This is a genomic window from Pantoea sp. GM_Pan_3, assembly GCF_026541045.1.
Taxonomy (GTDB): domain Bacteria; phylum Pseudomonadota; class Gammaproteobacteria; order Enterobacterales; family Enterobacteriaceae; genus Pantoea; species Pantoea anthophila.
This window is the reverse complement of sequence record NZ_JALNVA010000003.1, coordinates 364,054-381,779: the sequence shown is the minus strand read 5'-3', so window position 1 is coordinate 381,779 and position 17,726 is coordinate 364,054. Positions and strand designations below refer to the sequence as shown.

20 protein-coding genes are annotated in these 17,726 nt (G+C 58.2%); 14 read left to right on the top strand and 6 right to left on the bottom strand.

Features of this window, described 5'->3' with window-relative positions:
* Positions 1–2: 2 nt before the first annotated feature.
* Positions 3–356, top strand: coding sequence for a gamma-glutamylcyclotransferase (locus tag OXR04_RS12310; RefSeq protein ID WP_009087429.1), 354 nt, complete (start codon positions 3–5; stop codon positions 354–356).
* A 59-nt stretch (positions 357–415) separates the two neighbouring features.
* On the opposite strand, the gene ppa is transcribed toward OXR04_RS12310, so the two are convergent.
* From ppa to OXR04_RS12295, 3 genes are all read right to left on the bottom strand, one after another.
* Entirely contained in the window at positions 416–946 is a 531-nt protein-coding gene (gene ppa / locus OXR04_RS12305; protein ID WP_009087427.1) for an inorganic diphosphatase, read from the bottom strand.
* Between the two features lie 100 nt (positions 947–1,046).
* Positions 1,047–1,496, bottom strand: coding sequence for a DUF441 domain-containing protein (locus OXR04_RS12300; RefSeq protein WP_046102597.1), 450 nt, complete (start codon positions 1,494–1,496; stop codon positions 1,047–1,049).
* A gap of 59 nt (positions 1,497–1,555) precedes the next feature.
* Positions 1,556–1,966 carry a lysozyme inhibitor LprI family protein gene (locus OXR04_RS12295; protein WP_150030237.1) on the bottom strand — a complete coding sequence of 137 codons (411 nt, stop codon included), beginning with the start codon at positions 1,964–1,966 and terminating at the stop codon, positions 1,556–1,558.
* Positions 1,967–2,137: 171 nt separating this feature from the next.
* Between OXR04_RS12295 and OXR04_RS12290 the strand changes: the two genes are divergently transcribed.
* Positions 2,138–3,697 carry a methyl-accepting chemotaxis protein gene (locus OXR04_RS12290; protein ID WP_009087420.1) on the top strand — a complete coding sequence of 520 codons (1,560 nt, stop codon included), beginning with the start codon at positions 2,138–2,140 and terminating at the stop codon, positions 3,695–3,697.
* 46 nt (positions 3,698–3,743) lie between these two features.
* Here the strand turns inward: OXR04_RS12290 and fbp are convergent, their stop codons facing one another.
* On the bottom strand, positions 3,744–4,751 hold the full coding sequence (gene fbp, locus OXR04_RS12285; RefSeq protein ID WP_009087416.1) for a class 1 fructose-bisphosphatase: 1,008 nt from the start codon (positions 4,749–4,751) through the stop codon (positions 3,744–3,746).
* 168 nt (positions 4,752–4,919) lie between these two features.
* Here fbp and mpl point away from each other — a divergent pair, with 168 nt between their 5' ends.
* A complete protein-coding gene (gene mpl, locus OXR04_RS12280; RefSeq protein ID WP_009087414.1) occupies positions 4,920–6,272 on the top strand; it encodes a UDP-N-acetylmuramate:L-alanyl-gamma-D-glutamyl-meso-diaminopimelate ligase in 1,353 nt (450 codons plus the stop codon).
* Between the two features lie 91 nt (positions 6,273–6,363).
* Here the strand turns inward: mpl and yjgA are convergent, their stop codons facing one another.
* Positions 6,364–6,906 (bottom strand): ribosome biogenesis factor YjgA, encoded by a 543-nt coding sequence (gene yjgA, locus OXR04_RS12275; RefSeq protein ID WP_009087413.1) that lies wholly within the window; start codon positions 6,904–6,906, stop codon positions 6,364–6,366.
* 115 nt (positions 6,907–7,021) lie between these two features.
* Here yjgA and pmbA point away from each other — a divergent pair, with 115 nt between their 5' ends.
* From pmbA to OXR04_RS12220, 11 genes are all read left to right on the top strand, one after another.
* Positions 7,022–8,362: a metalloprotease PmbA gene (pmbA, locus tag OXR04_RS12270; RefSeq protein WP_009087411.1), complete on the top strand. Its 1,341-nt coding sequence runs from the start codon at positions 7,022–7,024 to the stop codon at positions 8,360–8,362.
* A gap of 63 nt (positions 8,363–8,425) precedes the next feature.
* The gene (gene cybC, locus OXR04_RS12265) at positions 8,426–8,812 is read left to right on the top strand and encodes a cytochrome b562 (protein WP_009087408.1); all 387 of its coding nucleotides are present in this window, start codon (positions 8,426–8,428) and stop codon (positions 8,810–8,812) included.
* Positions 8,813–9,107: 295 nt separating this feature from the next.
* Positions 9,108–9,443 (top strand): glycine dehydrogenase, encoded by a 336-nt coding sequence (locus OXR04_RS12260; RefSeq protein WP_009087405.1) that lies wholly within the window; start codon positions 9,108–9,110, stop codon positions 9,441–9,443.
* A gap of 13 nt (positions 9,444–9,456) precedes the next feature.
* Entirely contained in the window at positions 9,457–9,813 is a 357-nt protein-coding gene (locus OXR04_RS12255; RefSeq protein ID WP_009087404.1) for an SFCGS family glycine-rich protein, read from the top strand.
* A 2-nt stretch (positions 9,814–9,815) separates the two neighbouring features.
* Positions 9,816–10,115: a DUF4312 family protein gene (locus tag OXR04_RS12250; RefSeq protein WP_009087401.1), complete on the top strand. Its 300-nt coding sequence runs from the start codon at positions 9,816–9,818 to the stop codon at positions 10,113–10,115.
* Between the two features lie 134 nt (positions 10,116–10,249).
* Positions 10,250–11,026 (top strand): DUF4311 domain-containing protein, encoded by a 777-nt coding sequence (locus tag OXR04_RS12245; RefSeq protein WP_009087399.1) that lies wholly within the window; start codon positions 10,250–10,252, stop codon positions 11,024–11,026.
* A gap of 11 nt (positions 11,027–11,037) precedes the next feature.
* A complete protein-coding gene (locus OXR04_RS12240) occupies positions 11,038–11,679 on the top strand; it encodes a DUF4310 family protein (RefSeq protein ID WP_009087397.1) in 642 nt (213 codons plus the stop codon).
* Positions 11,680–11,722: 43 nt separating this feature from the next.
* Complete coding sequence (locus OXR04_RS12235) at positions 11,723–12,853, top strand: amidohydrolase/deacetylase family metallohydrolase (protein ID WP_046102593.1); 1,131 nt, start codon at positions 11,723–11,725, stop codon at positions 12,851–12,853.
* Entirely contained in the window at positions 12,837–13,958 is a 1,122-nt protein-coding gene (locus OXR04_RS12230) for a DgaE family pyridoxal phosphate-dependent ammonia lyase (protein ID WP_167432232.1), read from the top strand. The genes OXR04_RS12235 and OXR04_RS12230 overlap by 17 nt, the downstream gene beginning before the upstream one ends.
* Entirely contained in the window at positions 13,955–14,695 is a 741-nt protein-coding gene (locus OXR04_RS12225) for a KDGP aldolase family protein (protein ID WP_009087391.1), read from the top strand. The genes OXR04_RS12230 and OXR04_RS12225 overlap by 4 nt, the downstream gene beginning before the upstream one ends.
* A gap of 122 nt (positions 14,696–14,817) precedes the next feature.
* Entirely contained in the window at positions 14,818–16,728 is a 1,911-nt protein-coding gene (locus OXR04_RS12220; RefSeq protein ID WP_267369894.1) for a PRD domain-containing protein, read from the top strand.
* A gap of 18 nt (positions 16,729–16,746) precedes the next feature.
* Here OXR04_RS12220 and OXR04_RS12215 read toward each other — a convergent pair whose 3' ends face one another.
* Positions 16,747–17,646, bottom strand: coding sequence for a LysR family transcriptional regulator (locus OXR04_RS12215; protein WP_009087386.1), 900 nt, complete (start codon positions 17,644–17,646; stop codon positions 16,747–16,749).
* Positions 17,647–17,726 lie beyond the last annotated feature (80 nt).

The window sequence follows — 17,726 nt, the reverse complement described above, 5'->3', positions numbered from 1 at the left end:
CAATGCGAATAATTGTCTACGGCAGTTTACGGCGCAAACAGGGAAACAGTCACTGGATGACGAATGCGCAGTGGCTGGGTGATCACCAGATTGAAGGCTTTGAGCTTTACAGTCTGGGCCATTATCCCGGCGTTATTGAGGGCAACGGCGCGGTACAGTGTGAAGTGTACCGCATTGATGCCTCAACCCTTGCGGAGCTGGATGCGCTTCGCACCAAAGGGGGAGAGTACAAACGTTTTCTGACTCAGACGCCGTTTGGCAGTGCATGGCTTTATGTCTATCAACGCTCAGTGGCAGGACGCCAGCGCATTACGAGCGGCGACTGGCTGAAGCGCGATGCGGAGCCAGAGGCCTGAACAAAAACACCGTCCTGATGGACGGTGTTTTTTTTTCGACTCACAAACGGGCAGCAGGCTTATTTCTTCTGTGCGCGCTCGAAAGAGGAGATGATTTCGGCTTTCGCGGCTTCGGCGTTGTCCCAGCCATCCACTTTCACCCATTTGCCTTTTTCCAGATCTTTGTAGTGCTCAAAGAAGTGGGTGATCTGCGCACGCAGCAGCTCTGGCAGGTCGTTCACATCTTTGATGTGATCGTACTCTTTAGAGAGTTTGGTGTGCGGCACGGCAACCAGTTTGGCATCTTCGCCAGACTCGTCGGTCATTTTCAGTACGCCAACCGGACGGCAGCGGATCACGGAGCCCGGTACCAGTGGGTACGGGGTCGGAACCAGTACGTCAACCGGGTCACCATCCAGAGAGAGGGTGTGGTTGATATAGCCGTAGTTGCACGGATAGAACATCGCGGTAGACATGAAACGGTCTACAAACAGGGCACCAGACTCTTTATCAACTTCATATTTGATCGGATCAGCATTCGCTGGGATCTCAATGACAACGTAGATATCTTCTGGCAGGTCTTTACCTGCTGGCACCTGGTTCAAACTCATCGGGTATTCCTTCAGTAGTCGTATGTTGAGTGTCGGCTATTATAGCCAACTGACTCTGAAAGTATGCCCTCTTTTTGGCGTTTCGGAATGCGCCCTAAGGCTACTTCGCCGACACAAACAGCGAAACGATTCCTGCGGCTATCAGTGGCCCTACCGGCACGCCACGGAAGAACGCCACGCCAATCACCGTACCAATCAGCAGGCCCCCGATAACTGACGGCTGAACGCTCATAAAACTGACGCCACGACCGCCGAGCCAGGCAACAAAAATGCCCACCAGGATAGCCACAATCGACTTCCAGCTGGCAAAGGATTTGATCAGCGCAGCGGCCGGCAGAGAGCCGCTGGCCAGCGGGGCCATCACGGCCACCGTCAGGATAATGATGCCTAAGGTAATGCCCTGTTTTTCCACGTAGGGAAAGAACTGTGCCAGCGGGGTTACTTTGATTGCCAGCAGCACCAGAATCGACAGGGTGACCGCGTTGTTGTGCACGAAATAGCTCAGCACGGCGAGGCCAATCAGAATAAGCGTTGAAGCGTAAGCGGCCATGGTTTCTCCCTGAAGGTCAGTGAACGCGCCAGCCTCAGCCAGCGCAAAATCGGGTCAGATCAGCAGTCGTCGGGGTTAGCGCAACTGCCCCTTGCCATCGCCTGCAGCATCTGCGCCTGATTGCGCACCAGGCTCAGACGCTGGGCGCTCAGCGCCACACTGCCCAGAGAGCCCTGTGAACTGAGCTGGCTGTAGCCCGCCTCAAGCCAGCTGTCCCGATAGCTCAGCCAGGCGCGCTGAGCAGCACGCAGTTTATCCCGGGGTTCGCCGGTGAGGGTTTTCATCAGCCTGCCGTACTCCTTATTCATCGCCTGATCCCAGGCCTGAGTGGCGGCAGCGTAACACTGGTTCATGTCCAGCGTGGTCCGGGCGTTATTCAGGCAGCGGTCGAGCGAGGCATCTGACGGCAGATCCCCCGCTATCGTCACCGTGCTGGTCAGCAGCAGCGTCAGAAACAGGCCTGCTTTCATCGTGTTTCTCCGGGTCGGGGGTAAGCGGCGATTAGCTTGATTGATGTTTCCGTGATGATCAAGCTGTTAACACTCAATCAGGGTTAAAGTTTCGGTCCGTTACTGCCGATATCTGTTCCGTTTTAGGGCCGCTGGACATTTCGCCTATTCTCATAAACGGAAACGATCAAGATGAAACAGTTATCACTTCGCACGGGGTTGCTGGCACTGCTGGCATTTATGACACTGCTGCTGTTGGCGGTGAGTTTTATGGGTATTGTGGCAATTAACAAAGGGAACCGCTCGCTGGATGTTATCAACCGCATTCAGGGGATCGAGCTGAACAGTCTTTATCAGAGCAATGCAGATTTAATGCGGGCCCGCGCTAACGCGGCGCTGGCGGTACGAAAAATTGAAATCGGCATGCTGGAAGAGGGCGCCGCCGTCACCCGACTGTCGCAGGCGGATGTCGACTCCTCCCAGCAACAGCTCAAGCGCTTTATCGATGCCGGAACGGTAACGGCACACGGTAAAATGCTGGCGGATGCGATTTCAGCCAGCTACAAGGCCTATCTCGACCAGGGCATCAAGCCGATGATGAGCGCCCTGGACAAGCAATACACCGACGAGTATTACCAGCTGCTGGAAGGCAACCTGGCGACGCTGGCGGCCAGCTACAACAAGGCGGTCACGGACTTCAGCCAGTTCGCCGATCAGGTCACGGCGGCGCAGCTGGTGCAGGCGGCCCATAACGAAACCAAAATGAAAATCCTGATCGCCGTGGCGGTGGCCTTAACCCTGCTGCTGCTGGTGCTCGCCTGGCAACTGCTGCGCAGGATGCTGCTGCAGCCGCTGGATAGCGCGATTGTGCATCTTGAGCAGATCGCAGCGGGCGATCTCTCTCAGGTGCTGCCACCGTCCAGCAACAACGAGCTGGGACGCCTTAACCATGCACTGACCGGGATGCAGCAGTCGCTGCGTCACTCCGTCAGTCAGGTGCGTGAGGCGAGTATGCAGATTGACCTCGGCAGCCGTGAACTGGCCGCCGGCAACGTCAACCTGTCACAGCGTACGGAAGAGTCTGCCGCTTCGCTTGAGCAGACGGCGGCCAGCATGGAGCAGCTGACGGCAACGGTGCGGCTTAACGCCAGCAATGCTCAGCAGGCCCATCAGCTGGCGAATGCGGTCTCCGATACCGCCGACCGCGGCGCGGAGGTGGTCTGCTATGTGATGGAAAAAATGCATGAGATTACCGACAGCGCCAATCGCATCGGCGATATTCTCAGCGTGATCGACGGCATCGCGTTCCAGACCAACATCCTGGCGCTCAACGCTGCCGTTGAAGCGGCTCGTGCGGGCGAGCAGGGCCGTGGCTTTGCGGTGGTGGCGAATGAAGTGCGTACGCTGGCGCAGCGCAGTGCTAATGCAGCCAAAGAGATCCGCACGCTGATCAGCGATTCACAGTCGCGGGTCAAAGAGGGCAGTGAGATGGCGACGCGCGCCGGGGAAACCATGGATGAGATTTCCGGTGAGGTGATGCGCGTGACCTCACTGATGAAGGAGATCTCCATGGCGTCTGACGAGCAGAGTCGTGGCATTGAGCAGGTGAATCTGGCGGTCACGCAGATGGATGTGGCGGCGCAGCAGAACGCGGCGCTGGTGGAGCAGGCGAAGGCCGCGACCGAGTCGCTGGAAGCGCAGTCCGATCAGCTTCAGGCGACCATGGCGCAGTTCAGATTGCAGCCAGCGTGATAAAAAAAAGGGCGCGATGATCGCGCCCTTTTTTATCTCTGCCGCATTAGCCCTGACGGCAATCCGGGAACTCAGCCAGGAAACGCTCAACGTCGTTGACCATCGCCTCGTTGCCGCAGTAGAACGGGCAGCGCTGATGCAGCGTGACCGGTGGAATGTCCAGAATACGTCTCTGACCGTCGCTGGCTTTACCACCTGCCTGCTCCGCCAGGAACGCCATCGGGTTGCACTCATAGAGCAGACGCAGCTTGCCCTGCGGATGGCTGGCGGTGCTTGGGTAGAGGTAGATGCCACCTTTCAGCAGGTTACGATGGAAATCCGCGACCAGCGATCCGATGTAACGTGAGGTGTAAGGACGGTGCGTTGGCAGATCCTCTTCCTGACAGAACTTCAGATATTTCTTCACGCCCTGCGGGAAACGAATGTAGTTACCTTCGTTAATGGAGTAGGTGTAACCGGTCTCCGGGTAGGTCATACGTTCATGGCTGAGGCAGAACACACCCAGCGACGGATCGTAGGTAAAGGCATGCACGCCTGCACCGGTGGTGTAAACCATCATGGTGGAGGAGCCGTAAACCACGTAACCGGCCGCGACCTGTTTGTTGCCGGGCTGCATGAAATCCGCTTCAACCACCGGGGTGCCCGGTTCGCTGACGCGATGATAGATAGAGAAAATGGTGCCGACAGAGACGTTAACGTCGATGTTAGATGACCCATCCAGCGGGTCCATTAACACCACATACTTGCCGTTCTCCTCACCTTCGAAGATGACGAACTCGTCTTCTTCCTCAGACGCGATACCGGCAACGATGCCACGCGCTTTCAGTGCGGCCTTCAGTTTTTCGTTGGCAAACAGATCGAGCTTCATCTGCTGTTCACCCTGAACATTTTCCACACCACTGGCACCGAGGATATCCACCAGACCGGCTTTATTGATGTCGCGGTGGATAATTTTGGCACCCAGCTTGATAGCTGAGATCAGCGCCGTCAGTTCCCCTGTGGCGTGCGGAAAGTCGTGCTGCTTCTCGACGATAAATTCGCCCAACGTTTTCATAACACATTCCCTGAATCTGCGATGGAGTGGCAGCACGCGTAACAGTCTGCCAACGGATGCGTACGCAGTTTAGCCGATTGAACTTCAAAAACCATAGTCCTAATCCGTTTCTTCCGTCTGCGAGCAGGGTTACACTGTGCGCCGAACTTTAGAGTAATGGATCACGTTATGCGCATTCACATCCTCGGGATTTGTGGCACTTTTATGGGCGGTCTGGCCGTGCTGGCCCGTTCACTTGGTCATCAGGTGACCGGTTCAGACGCCAACGTTTACCCGCCAATGAGCACGTTGCTCGAACAGCAAGGCATTGAATTAACAGAAGGTTACGATGCGAGCCAGCTCGACCCGGCCCCTGACCTGGTGATTATCGGTAATGCGATGACGCGCGGTAATCCCTGTGTGGAAGCGGTGCTGGAACGCAACATTCCTTACCTCTCCGGCCCGCAGTGGCTGCACGATTTCGTGTTACGCGACCGCTGGGTGCTGGCGGTAGCGGGAACCCACGGGAAAACCACCACAGCCGGCATGGCAGCGTGGATTCTCGAGGCCTGCGGCCTGGAACCCGGCTTCATTATTGGTGGGGTGCCAGGAAACTTCGATGTCTCGGCAAAATTAGGAAAAAGTCCATTCTTTGTCATTGAGGCGGATGAGTATGACTGCGCCTTTTTCGACAAGCGTTCCAAGTTTGTCCATTACTGCCCGCGTACCCTGATCCTCAACAACCTTGAGTTCGATCACGCCGATATCTTTGACGACCTGCGGGCGATCCAGAAGCAGTTCCACCATCTGGTCCGGATCGTGCCGGGCCAGGGCAAGATCCTGCTGCCGGAGCATGACGCCAACATCAGGCAGGTGATGGCGATGGGCTGCTGGAGCGAGCAGGAGAGCGTGGGCGACCACGGGCGCTGGCAGGCGAAGAAGCTGACGCCCGATGCCTCGCACTGGGAAATCTGGCTCGACGGCGAGAAGGTCGGCGAGGTGAACTGGGCGCTGGTCGGCGAACACAATATGCATAACGGGTTGATGGCGATCGCCGCCGCGCGTCATGTGGGTGTGAAACCGGAAGATGCAGGCCAGGCGCTGAACAGCTTTATCAATGCGCGTCGCCGGCTGGAGCTGCGTGGCGAAGTGAACAGCATCAAAGTGTATGATGACTTTGCGCACCATCCGACCGCGATTCTGGCAACGCTGGCGGCCCTGCGCAGCAAGGTTGGCGGCAGAGCGCGCATTCTGGCCGTTCTGGAGCCTCGCTCGAATACCATGAAGATGGGCGTCAGCAAAAACGATCTGGCGCCGTCACTGGCCCGGGCAGATGAGGTCTTTCTGTTCCAGCCGCACCACATTCCGTGGCAGGTTTCTGACGTCGCCGAAGCGTGCATTCCGCCTGCGCACTGGAGCGCAGATATCGATACGCTGGTCGAGATGGTGGCGAAAGCCGCACAGCCAGGCGACTCGATTCTGGTGATGAGCAACGGCGGGTTTGGCGGCATTCACCAGAAGCTGCTGGACAGACTGGCCTGAGATGACGGGCGCCCGTAACGGGCGCTCATTTTCCGGTGACGTTCTGACGTGCTTCCTGCTACCGGTCACGACAGACCGGCTGTCCGGGCTATCAGGCTTCGGCCAGTTCGCGCAGGTACTGGAAAATCTGACGGGCTGACTTCGGCGGCTTGTTGCCCGCTTTCTCTTTCTGCGCGTTGCGGATCATACTGCGCAGCTGCTGACGGTCGGCGTCAGGATAGAGTGCAATCACGTCGCTGATCGCCTCATCGCCCTGTTCAATCAGACGATCGCGCAGCATTTCCAGTTTATGGAACAGCGCAACCTGCTGGTTGTGGCGGTTCTTGAGCTTGTCCAGCGCAACGCGGATCGGCTCGACATCAATACTGCGCAGCAGTTTACCGATCAGCTGCAGCTGACGGCGACGGCCCTCTTTCTTAATACGTTGCGCCAGTTCGATCTCGGTGCGCAGGCGCTCATCCAGCGGGATCTTATCCAGCGAGTTTTTACCCAGTTCTACCAGTTCGGCGCCCAGGCGTTTTAACTCTTCGGCATCACGTTTAATTTCACTCTTACTGACCCAGATAATCTCTTCATCTTCCTGTTCGTCATTATCTGGCACATCGTCGAGCCACTCATCGGGCTGTCTGGTCATTTCCGGGCTCCCAAAAAAAAGAGGCTAATCCTACCAGTTTATCGGGTGACTGCGAAATTGTTCTCTGACTCTGATAGACTCAAATCATTCACACATAAGATTAGACGGCAGGTCGATGAACGTATCTACTCAGGTTGCAGAACAGCGAAAAGTACTGGAGCAGGCGATTGCGCAGGCACTTGAACTGGCTAAAGCAAGCACTGACAGCGCGGAAGTAGCGGTCAGTAAAACCACCGGCATCGGGGTCAGCACCCGCTATGGCGAAGTGGAAAACGTCGAATTCAACAGCGACGGTGCGCTGGGCATCACCGTCTATCATCAGAACCGTAAAGGCAGCGCCTCATCGACCGACCTCAGCCCGGACGCGATCAAACGTACCGTGCAGGCGGCGATCGATATCGCGCGCTACACCTCGCCCGATCCCTTTGCCGGCCCGGCGGATGCGGCGCTGCTGGCCTATGATGCGCCAGACCTGGATCTCTACCACCCGTGGGAGATCGATGCCGACCGCGCTATTGAACTGGCCGCGCAGGCTGAAGAGGCTTCACTACGCGCAGACAAGCGTATCACCAACACCGAAGGCGGCAGCTTTAACAGTCATGTCGGCATTAAGGTGTTTGGTAACAGCCACGGCATGCTGCAGAGCTACTGCTCAAGCCGTCACTCGCTCTCCAGCTGCGTGATCGCCGAGCAGGATGGCAACATGGAGCGCGACTACGCCTACACCATCGGCCGCGCGTTTGAGGATCTGAAAAGCCCGGAGTGGGTCGGCGCAGAGTGCGCGCGTCGCACGCTCTCCCGTCTTGCCCCGCGCAAACTTCCGACCATGAAAGCGCCGGTGATTTTCGCCTCTGAAGTGGCGACCGGTCTGTTTGGTCATCTGGTCGGGGCGATCAGCGGCAGCAGCGTTTACCGGAAATCAACCTTCCTGCTGGATGCGATGGGTCAGCAGATCCTGCCGGAGTGGCTCACGATCAGTGAGCAGCCGCACCTGCTGAAAGGGCTCGCCTCGACGCCATTCGACAGCGAAGGGGTGCGCACCCAGGCGCGCGACATTATCCAGGCGGGCGTCCTGCAGACCTGGCTGTTAACCAGCTACTCCGCCCGTAAACTGGGCCTGACCAGCACCGGTCACGCGGGTGGCATTCACAACTGGCGCATTGCCGGTCAGGGCCACAGCTTTGACGATCTGCTGAAGCAGATGGGCACCGGTCTGGTGGTCACCGAACTGATGGGACAGGGTGTCAGCGCCATCACCGGTGACTACTCGCGCGGTGCGGCCGGTTTCTGGGTCGAAAATGGCGTGATTCAGTATCCGGTCAGTGAAATCACCATCGCCGGAAATCTCAAAGAGATGTGGCGCAATATGGTGACCATCGGCGACGATATCGAAACCCGCAGCAATATTCAGTGCGGTTCAGTCTTACTGCCTGAAATGAAGATAGCGGGACAATAACGACGCATTCCTGAAGCAGCCTGTTGGCTGCTTTTTTTTCGTCACAATAATAAGGAAGTAATGATGCGTAAGCAGCTAATTGCAATGTTGTCGGCTTCTCTGATGTTCTCCAGCGTCAGCCTCTGTGCGGCGGATCTGGAGCAGGATATGGACACGCTGAATGCGAACCTGAAAATCGTCAAAAAAACGGACGATGCCCGGGAGATGCAGCAGGCATTAACCCGGATGCGTGCGGCAGCGCAGGATGCGAAGCAGTCCACGCCCGAAAAGCTGGAAGGTCAGCCTGCTGACAGCACGCAGATCAAAGATTATCACGCCGGTCTCGACTCGCTGATTGCGCAGATCGACGTGGTCAGCACGCTGGCGAAAGCGAACAACGTGGAGGGCGCAAAGCGCGAAGCCGCGAAGTTTGATGAGATCCGCAATACCAACCATAAGAAATTCCGCTAATCAGACCGCCGGTCAGCCCGACCGGCGGTTTTTTTCCATCACTTCTGCTTATCACCGCGCCTTAAAACGTATCGGACCTGCCGTGATGTTGCACAACATCAAGATCCGGCACGGTTAAATTCATTATTTTGCGCACAAAGAGTCATTTTTCGCACGAAGTGTGCACTCTGCGATCTGACGCACAGCCTTCACCTTAATTTCCGCTTGCTGCTGGAAATGTTGCCTCTCCACAGCGGGAGCCGGGACGGTTAATTTATTTTCAACGCGAATTATCCGGTTCAACAGGAGTAACAAGGTGAGCAATAACGGCATCCCGGTGTATGAAGCGCCACCGGAGAAAGTGCAGCAACTGGCAGAACGTGTCATGACGCAAATTGCGGCGATCTATCAGCAGCATGGTATCCAGCCCAACGCGGTTCAGCAGCAGATGCTGGAATCCCACGTCCGGGCCATGGCATCACGCTCTCTGAGTGGCGAGCCGCTGCCGGAAGTGGAAGCGGAGCTGTTTGAGGATATTCCGCCGGAAACCGTCGCGCTGGCGCAGCAGGTGGTGGATCTGTTTGGCAATCTGCCGCGTGAAGAGGCCTGGCTGCTGTCGGTTCACATTGAAGTCGCACGATCCAACAACTGAAGAGGAAAAGAACATGGTGACAGTCGTGATTGGCGATCGTTTAGGGAAAGGGCAGAAAGTGGCCGCAGGTATCGAAAAAGCGGGTGGCCGTGCGGTGGTGGTGCCGGGTGTGGCGGCGGACATGAAACTGGGTGACGTCATGAAGGCAGAAAACGCCGATTTCGGCATCTCGTTCTGCGGCAGCGGCGGTGCAGGTGCCATCACCGCGCAGAACAAATATGGCTACAAAGCGAAGCATGGCATGCGCTCTATCGATGAAGGGGTGACCGCCATCAACGAAGGGGCCACCGTACTGGGCTTCGGCTTTATGGACAAAGAAGAGCTGGGTGAGCGGCTGGTGCAGGCCTGGAACAAGAAGCACGGCAGCTGATTATGAAAGAACACTACGTTACCCAGGTGACGGTCGAGGGCAAAGGCGACACCAAAGCGAAAGCCTTCGCCGATGCCCTGAGTCGTGTGCAGAACCAGGTTCTGCGCGCGACACAAAAAATTCTGCTGCGCATTGAACCTCAGGATGTCCGGGTGCTGCGCGCGCAGGAGAGCGTCAGGACCGAGAAGTTTCTCTTCTTCTTTCTGGCGCGCCAGCGGCGGAACTACAGCGTCACGCTGGAGATCACCGTCAGCGTCACCGTTTTCGACACCGAACAGGTGACGTTTACGGCGGCATCATAAAACAGCGCCTGTTAACGTCAGCCTGTCTGTAGCCCGCTCCTCTGCTGTCGCGCACGCGCGGCGTGCAGGCCGGAGTGAGGCGGCGGCGGCTGAAGTCTGACGGGATTAAAAAAACGACAACAAGGTACAACAACATGTTTTTAATCATTTTGTTTAAGTCGTTGATCATTGGCGGGCTGGTGGGCGTCGGCGTCGGCGCGGGTGCCGCACGCATGTTTCATGCGCCAACCACCCAGGGGATGGGCGCCTTTCGTACGCTGGGCGAGCTGAACTCATGCGAAGGCGATCCCGCTTCCCACTTCTCCTTTGGTCTCGGCTTCTTTTTCAACGCCTGGGCATCCTCTGTTGCAGCCGGTTCATTCACCCAGGATGTGGATCACCGCATCATTCCAAACTGGGGTGCGGCGGCACTGATGGTCAAAAACCGCAACGTGGCGGAAACGCTGCACAATCCGAAAAAAATGGCCATCGCCTGCGGCATTATCGGCATGGTCGTGGTCGCCTTCCTCAACTCCACCGCCTCGGCCGTTCCGGCGGCGCTTCAGGTCACGGCCGTTAAAGTGCTGGTGCCGGCGGCTAACCTGCTGGTTAACACCGTCATGCCGGTCATCTTCTGGCTGGCGGCCATCGACGCGGGCAAAAAGTCAGGCTTCTGGGCCACCATTTTTGGCGGTCTGGCACAGCTGATCATGGGCAACGCCGTGCCGGGCCTGGTGCTGGGTATTCTGATCGGCAAAGGGGTCGAAGAGAGCGGCTGGAACCGGGTCACCAAAGTGATGATGACCGCCATCGTCCTGCTGTTTGTGCTGAGCGGCTTCTTCCGCGGTTTCGATATGAAACTGCTGCAGTCCTTCCAGCTTGGCATTCCCGGCTGGCTCGACATGATCCATAACTCCGTCAGCGGCAAATAGGAGGCGATGCAATGAACGAAAATAAAGGCTTCTGGTACGCCGACTGGTCTTTCCCGATCTTTGTTGGCCTGCTCTCCGCCGGCGTGTTTGCCGGAACCCACATGTACTACCTCTATGGCATCGGCGCGTTCAACGAAGTGGCGTTTGTGTCGATGCTGCGCTCTGGCATGGAGACCGGCGTCTACGGCGCGGTCGCCGCCTTTGGTGCCAGCTTCCTGTTCGCCCGCATTATTGAAGGGTCGCTGGTGGGGATTCTGGATATCGGCGGCGCGATTCAGACCGGTGTCGGCCTGGGCGTTCCGGCCCTGCTGTTGGGCGCAGGTATCGTCTTCCCGGTGGCGAACTTTGCCGCCTCGCTGGCGACGGGTCTGGTGATTGGGGTGGCGATTGGCTACGTCATTATCCTGGCGCGTAAATTCACCATCAATCAGAGCGACTCCACCTACGGCGCAGACGTCATGATGGGCGCGGGTAATGCCTCCGGACGCTTCCTTGGCCCGCTGATTATCCTGTCAGCCATGACGGCGTCGATTCCGATTGGTCTGGGTTCACTGCTGGGGGCGCTGCTGTTCTATCTCTGGAACAAGCCGATCACCGGTGGCGCCATCCTCGGCGCCATGATCCTCGGTGCGATTTTCCCGATCGCGCTCTGATCTCACCGGCAGCCCGGTAGCGGGCTGCCGTTAAGGAGAAACCATGTACGACTTGATTATCCGCGCTGCACGACTCAGCGATGAGCAGGTGGTCGACATCGCGGTGCAGGATGGCCGCATCGCCGCCGTTGGCCGGGTGCAGGGCAGCGCACACCAGGAACGCGATCTGGCGGGTCGCTACTACCTCAGCGCAGGCTGGATCGACTCCCACGTTCACTGCTATCCCAAATCCCCCATCTACCATGATGAAGCCGATGCGATAGGCGTGGCCCACGGCGTGACGACGGTAGTCGATGCGGGCAGCACCGGTGCCGATCATATTGATGACTTTTACCAGCTGACCCGCGCGGCGCAGACCCAGGTGTATGCCCTGATCAACATCGCCCGCACCGGTATCGTCACTCAGAACGAACTGGCCGACATGAGGCAGATCGATGGCGAGGCGGTGCAGCAGGCGGTGGCCCGGCTGCCCGATTTTATCGTGGGCCTGAAGGCGCGCATCAGCAGCAGCGTGGTGGGTGAAAACGGTATCCAGCCGCTGATCCGCGCGAAGGCGATTCAGCAGCAGAGCGGCGGGCTGCCGCTGATGGTCCACATTGGCAACAATCCGCCCAATCTTGACCAGATTGCGGATCTGCTCACCACGGGCGACATCATCACCCACTGCTTTAACGGCAAACCCAACCGCATTCTGACGCCGCAGGGCGAACTCAAGGCCGCCGTTAAACAGGCTATCGCGCGCGGCGTGAAGCTCGATGTCGGCCACGGCGGTGCCAGTTTCAGTTTTGAGGTCGCCCGGGTGGCGATAGCGCAGGGCATTCTGCCCGATACCATCAGCTCTGACATTTACTGCCGCAACCGTCTGGCTGGCCCGGTTCACAGCCTGGCCCATGTCATGTCGAAATTCTTCAGCGTCGGCATGACGCTGCCGCAGGTGATTGACTGCGTGACGGTCAACGCGGCGGCAGGGCTGCGGCTGCCGCGCAAGGGGCAGCTGAAAGTCGGCTATGACGCCGACCTGACCATTTTTAGCGTCAAAGAGGAAAACCGGCCCTTCATCGATTCAGAAGGTGAAACGGTGACCGGTGAGAAGCATCTGGTCCCGCTGGCGGCAGTCGTCGCGGGTCAGTGGATCGCGACAGAAGAAGGAGCAGCACATGACCTCGGTTTATGAAAAGTATGGCCTGAAGCCGGTGATTAACGCCTCTGGCCGTATGACGATTCTCGGCGTCTCCACGCCGTCGAGCGACGTGATCGACACGGTGAAATATGGCCTCGATCACTACTTCGAAATGAAAGACCTGGTCGATAAAACCGGGGCTTACATCGCCGGTCTGCTGAAAGTGGAGAACGCGGTAGTGGTCTCCTGTGCCTCGGCAGGCATCGCCCAGAGCGTGGCGGCGGTCATCGTAAAAGATAACGAATGGCTGCTGGATAACCTGCATGCTGCGCCGCTCAGCGTCCCGCATCAGATTGTGGTGCCGAAAGGGCATAACGTGAACTACGGCGCACCGGTCGGCAGCATGGTGGCGCTGGGAGGCGGCCAGCTGGTGGAGGCGGGTTACAGCAATGAGTGTTCGCCCGCGCAGCTGGCGGCGGCGATCACCCCACAGACCGCGGCGATCCTCTATGTGAAATCGCATCACTGCGTGCAGAAGAGTCACCTTGATGTGGCGCAGGCTGCCGCCGTTGCGCGCCAGCACGGCGTTCCGCTGATTGTCGATGCGGCCGCAGAAGAGGATCTGCAGTGCTACTACGAAGCGGGCGCTGACCTGGTGATCTACAGCGGTGCAAAAGCGCTGGAAGGCCCGACCAGCGGCCTGGTGATTGGCCGCCACCACTACGTTGAGTGGGTCAAACGCCAGACCAACGGGATTGGCCGTGCGATGAAAGTCGGCAAAGAGGGCATTCTCGGCCTGACCCACGCGATTGAAAACTATCTGACTCAGCCCAAAATCAGCGGCGCGCAGATGGTGGAAAAAATGACACCGTTCATCGAACAGCTGAACCATCTGAATGGCGTCACGGCCCGCGTGGTGTGGGATGCCGCCGGACGTGACATCGCCCGTGCAGAGATCAAATTTGACGAAGCGGCGATCGGGCAGCGCACCGGCGATCTGGTGCAGGCGCTGAAAAAGGGCGACGTCGCGATCTATTTCCGTGGCTACAAAGCCAATGAAGGGATCATTGAGGCGGACGTACGCAGCGTCAGCGCCGATCAACTGCACACCATTTTCACCCGTATTCAGACGCTGTTAACCGGAGAGAAAACCGCATGACGCTGACCCCCAACTTCTATCAGGATCGTCTCTGCCTTAACGTACTGGCGGGATCAAAAGAGAATGCGCGCGCCATCTGGCAGGCGGCCGAAGGGCATGTGCTGGTCGGCGTGCTGTCAAAAAACTATGCCAGCAATGACGCTGCTATCGCCGACATGAGCGAGTACGCGGCGCTGATCGACAACGCACTCTCAATTGGTCTGGGCGCGGGCGATCCCCGGCAGTCACAGATGGTGAGTGAGCTGGCGGAGGTGCTGCAACCCCAGCATGTCAATCAGGTCTTCACCGGCGTGGCCACCAGCCGGGCGCTGCTGGGCCAGTCGCAGACCGTCGTCAACGGTCTGATCTCACCCACCGGCACGCCGGGTAAGGTAAAAATCTCGACCGGCCCGCGCAGCGCAACACAGCCTGACGGGATCGTTCCGATCGAAACCGCGATTGCCATGCTGCAGGATATGGGCGGCAGCTCGGTGAAATATTTTCCGATGGGCGGTTTACAGGCGGTGGATGAGTATCGCGCCGTGGCAGACGCCTGCGCAAAAATGGATTTCTGGCTGGAGCCCACCGGCGGCATCGATCTGGAGAACGTCGGCGAGATTGTGCGCATTGCGCTGGAAGCGGGCGTCAGCAAAGTGATCCCGCATGTCTACAGTTCGATCATCGACAAAGCGAGTGGTGAAACCCGGATCGAGGATGTGCAGCGGTTGCTGGCGATCTGTAAAACGCTGCTGCCCTGAGGATCACGCCGCGCGGCAGGCCGATCGGGTGGCAGGCCGCGCACGCAACATGGACGTTGCGTCACGATCCCCGTAGGCTGAGTTTCCGTTTCCCTGATTTTCTCTGTAAACAGGTAACTGTCGTGAGATTTCCCAATCAGCGCCTTGCGCAACTGTTTGATGCCCTGCAAAACGAAACGCTGCCTCAGGATGAACTGGCGCGGCGTTTTGCCGTCTCGACCCGCACCGTACGCACCGACATCACGGCGCTGAATGCGCTGCTGGCTGAACATGGTGCGCAGTTCGTCCTGAGCCGCGGTGCGGGCTATCAGCTGAAGATTGAGGATGCTCAGCGCTTTCAGCATCTGCAGCAACACAGCGCCTCACCGCTGCGCATCCCGCGCACGTCGCCCGACCGCATCCGTTATCTGCTGACCCGGTTTCTCACCGCGGCCTATTCGCTGAAACTTGAGGAGCTGGCCGAGGAGTGGTTTGTCAGCCGCGCCACCCTGCAGAACGATATGGCGGAAGTGCGCGAGTGGCTGGGACGTTATCACCTGACGATTGAAAGCAAGCCTCACTACGGCATGAAGCTGTTCGGCAGCGAAGTGGCGATCCGAACCTGCCTGACCGATCTGCTGTGGCAAATCGATCAGTCACAGCCGGAAAGTCCGCTGCTGACCATTGAAGCGCTCAACAGCGGTATGCTGGAAACCCTCCAGCCGCTGCTGCAACGCTGCTTTGCTGAACACAATATCCGCCTCAGCGATGAGGGAGAACGCTATCTGCGGATCTACTGTGCGGTGGCGGTGCGCCGTATCAGCGAAGGCTATCCGCTTAACGATCCCGGCGCTGAGGAGATTGGGGATGATGTGCGCGAAGCGGCGCACCAGCTGATTACGCTGATGCGCCCGCTGGTCAGTAAACCGATCTCACCGGCTGAAGAGAACTGGCTGCGGGTCAACATTGCGGCACGGCGCATTCAGGCTATCGCCCCCAGCGCCATCAATGCGGATGACGCCGATGCGCTGGTGGATTACCTGCTCAGCTTCATCAACACCTACTACAACTTTAATCTGCAGAACGATCAGCAACTGCGTGCCGATCTGCTTACCCATATCAAGACCATGATCACCCGGGTGCGCTACCAGATCCATATTCCTAACCCGCTGCTCAGCAACATCAAGCAGCACTACCCCATGGCCTATGATGTCACCTTAGCGGCGGTGACCAGCTGGGGGAAATATACCCCTTACGTCATCAGCGAGAATGAGATTGGCTTTCTGGTGCTGCATATCGGTGTCGGGCTGGAGCGCCACTATGACGTGGGCTATCAGCGTCATCCCCAGGTGCTGCTGGTCTGCGACAGCGGTAACTCGACGCTGCGGATGATTGAGGCGATGCTGCTGCGCAAATACCCGCAGCTGAAGGTGACGGCACGCCTCTCTCAGCGTGAATATGAGGCGCGCAGCCGCATCGATGAGGACTTTGTGATCTCGACCATCCGGCTCAGCGAAAAAGAGAAACCGGTGGTGGTGATGTCACCGTTTCCCACCGGGTTTCAGCTGGAGCAGATCGGCAAGCTGGTGCTGGTGGATCGTACCCGTCCCTATATGCTGACGAAATATTTTGATGCTCAGCACTTTTATATCGTCGACAGGCCAATGACCCAGTCTGAACTGTTCCGGCAGTTGTGCGATCAGCTGGAGGCGGAGGGGTTCGTGGACGCTGCTTTCTATCCATCGGTGGAGGAGCGCGAAGCGATTGTCAGCACCATGCTCGGCGAAGGCATTGCGCTGCCGCACTCGCTGGGGCTGCTGGCGAAGAAAACCGTGGTCTACACCGTGCTGGCCCCGCAGGGCATCGCCTGGGGCGACGACACCGCCTATGTGATTTTCCTGCTGGCGATCAGCAAAAGCGAATATGAAGAGGCGATGGCGATCTACGATCTGTTTGTCACGTTTCTGAGGGAAAGGGCGATGATCCGCCTGCGGGAGAGCACTGACTTCAGCAGTTTCAGAGCGGTGGCGATGGATTGCCTGAGCCGCTCTTAACGCGAGGCTCTGCCGCCGTCAGTTTTTCTTCGCCAGCAGGCGCGGGATCTCACGCAGGCACCAGGCTTTGGCCTCGCCCATGCTGTCCCGCCGCCACGCCATAATAATGTCGACCTCGCGGGTATATTCCGGACTCACGACCCGCAGGCGGCCTTCCGCAATATCCTGCTCCACCAGCGGATAGGGCATGGTTCCCACGCCCAGACCCGCCAGCAGCGCACGGCGCTTGTCGTCCATGCTGCTGACGGTCAGGCGCTGCTGCTTATCCAGCAGCTGCACGGTCAGCACCGGGCGCTCACGCGCGGTATCCGCCACCGCAATGCCGCGGTATTTCACCCGCGTCACTTCAGACTGCGGTTCCGGCTCGTTATGGATCGGATGGTCGGCACTGGCGACATAGACGCTCATCATGGTGTAGAGCTTGCGGGTGTTGATCTCGGTTGAGGCGCGGAAGTGCATATCGGGGGCGATGACGATATCGGCCCGTCCCTGTTCCAGCCGCTCCCATGCCCCCGCCAGCACTTCGGTGACCAGCGAAAACTGGGTATTGGCTTTGTCGGCCAGGCGCGTCACCAGCGGAAAGAGGGCGTCGATGGGCACCAGCGCTTCGGTCACGATGGTCAGATGGGTTTCCCAGCCACGCGCCAGCGCTTCGGCATCGGTGGTGAGTTTGTCGGCCGCTTCCAGCAGCACCCGGCCACGCTCCAGCAGCATGCGTCCCACGTTGGTAAATTTGGTGCGGTGGCCGGAGCGGTCAAACAGCACCACATCCAGCTCCTCTTCCAGCTTCTGCATGGTATAGCTGAGTGCAGAGGGCACGCGGCCCAGCTCATCGGCCGCCGCCGCAAAACTACCACGTCGATCAATCGCATCCATTACGCGTAACGATTCAAGGGTTAACGCACGCTCTTTAGCCATCCCGTTTCTCTGTCAGGAAATTTGAACATGCCCGGCAGATTAACTGGCTAACAATCCGGCGTCCAGACTTTTACCATGTG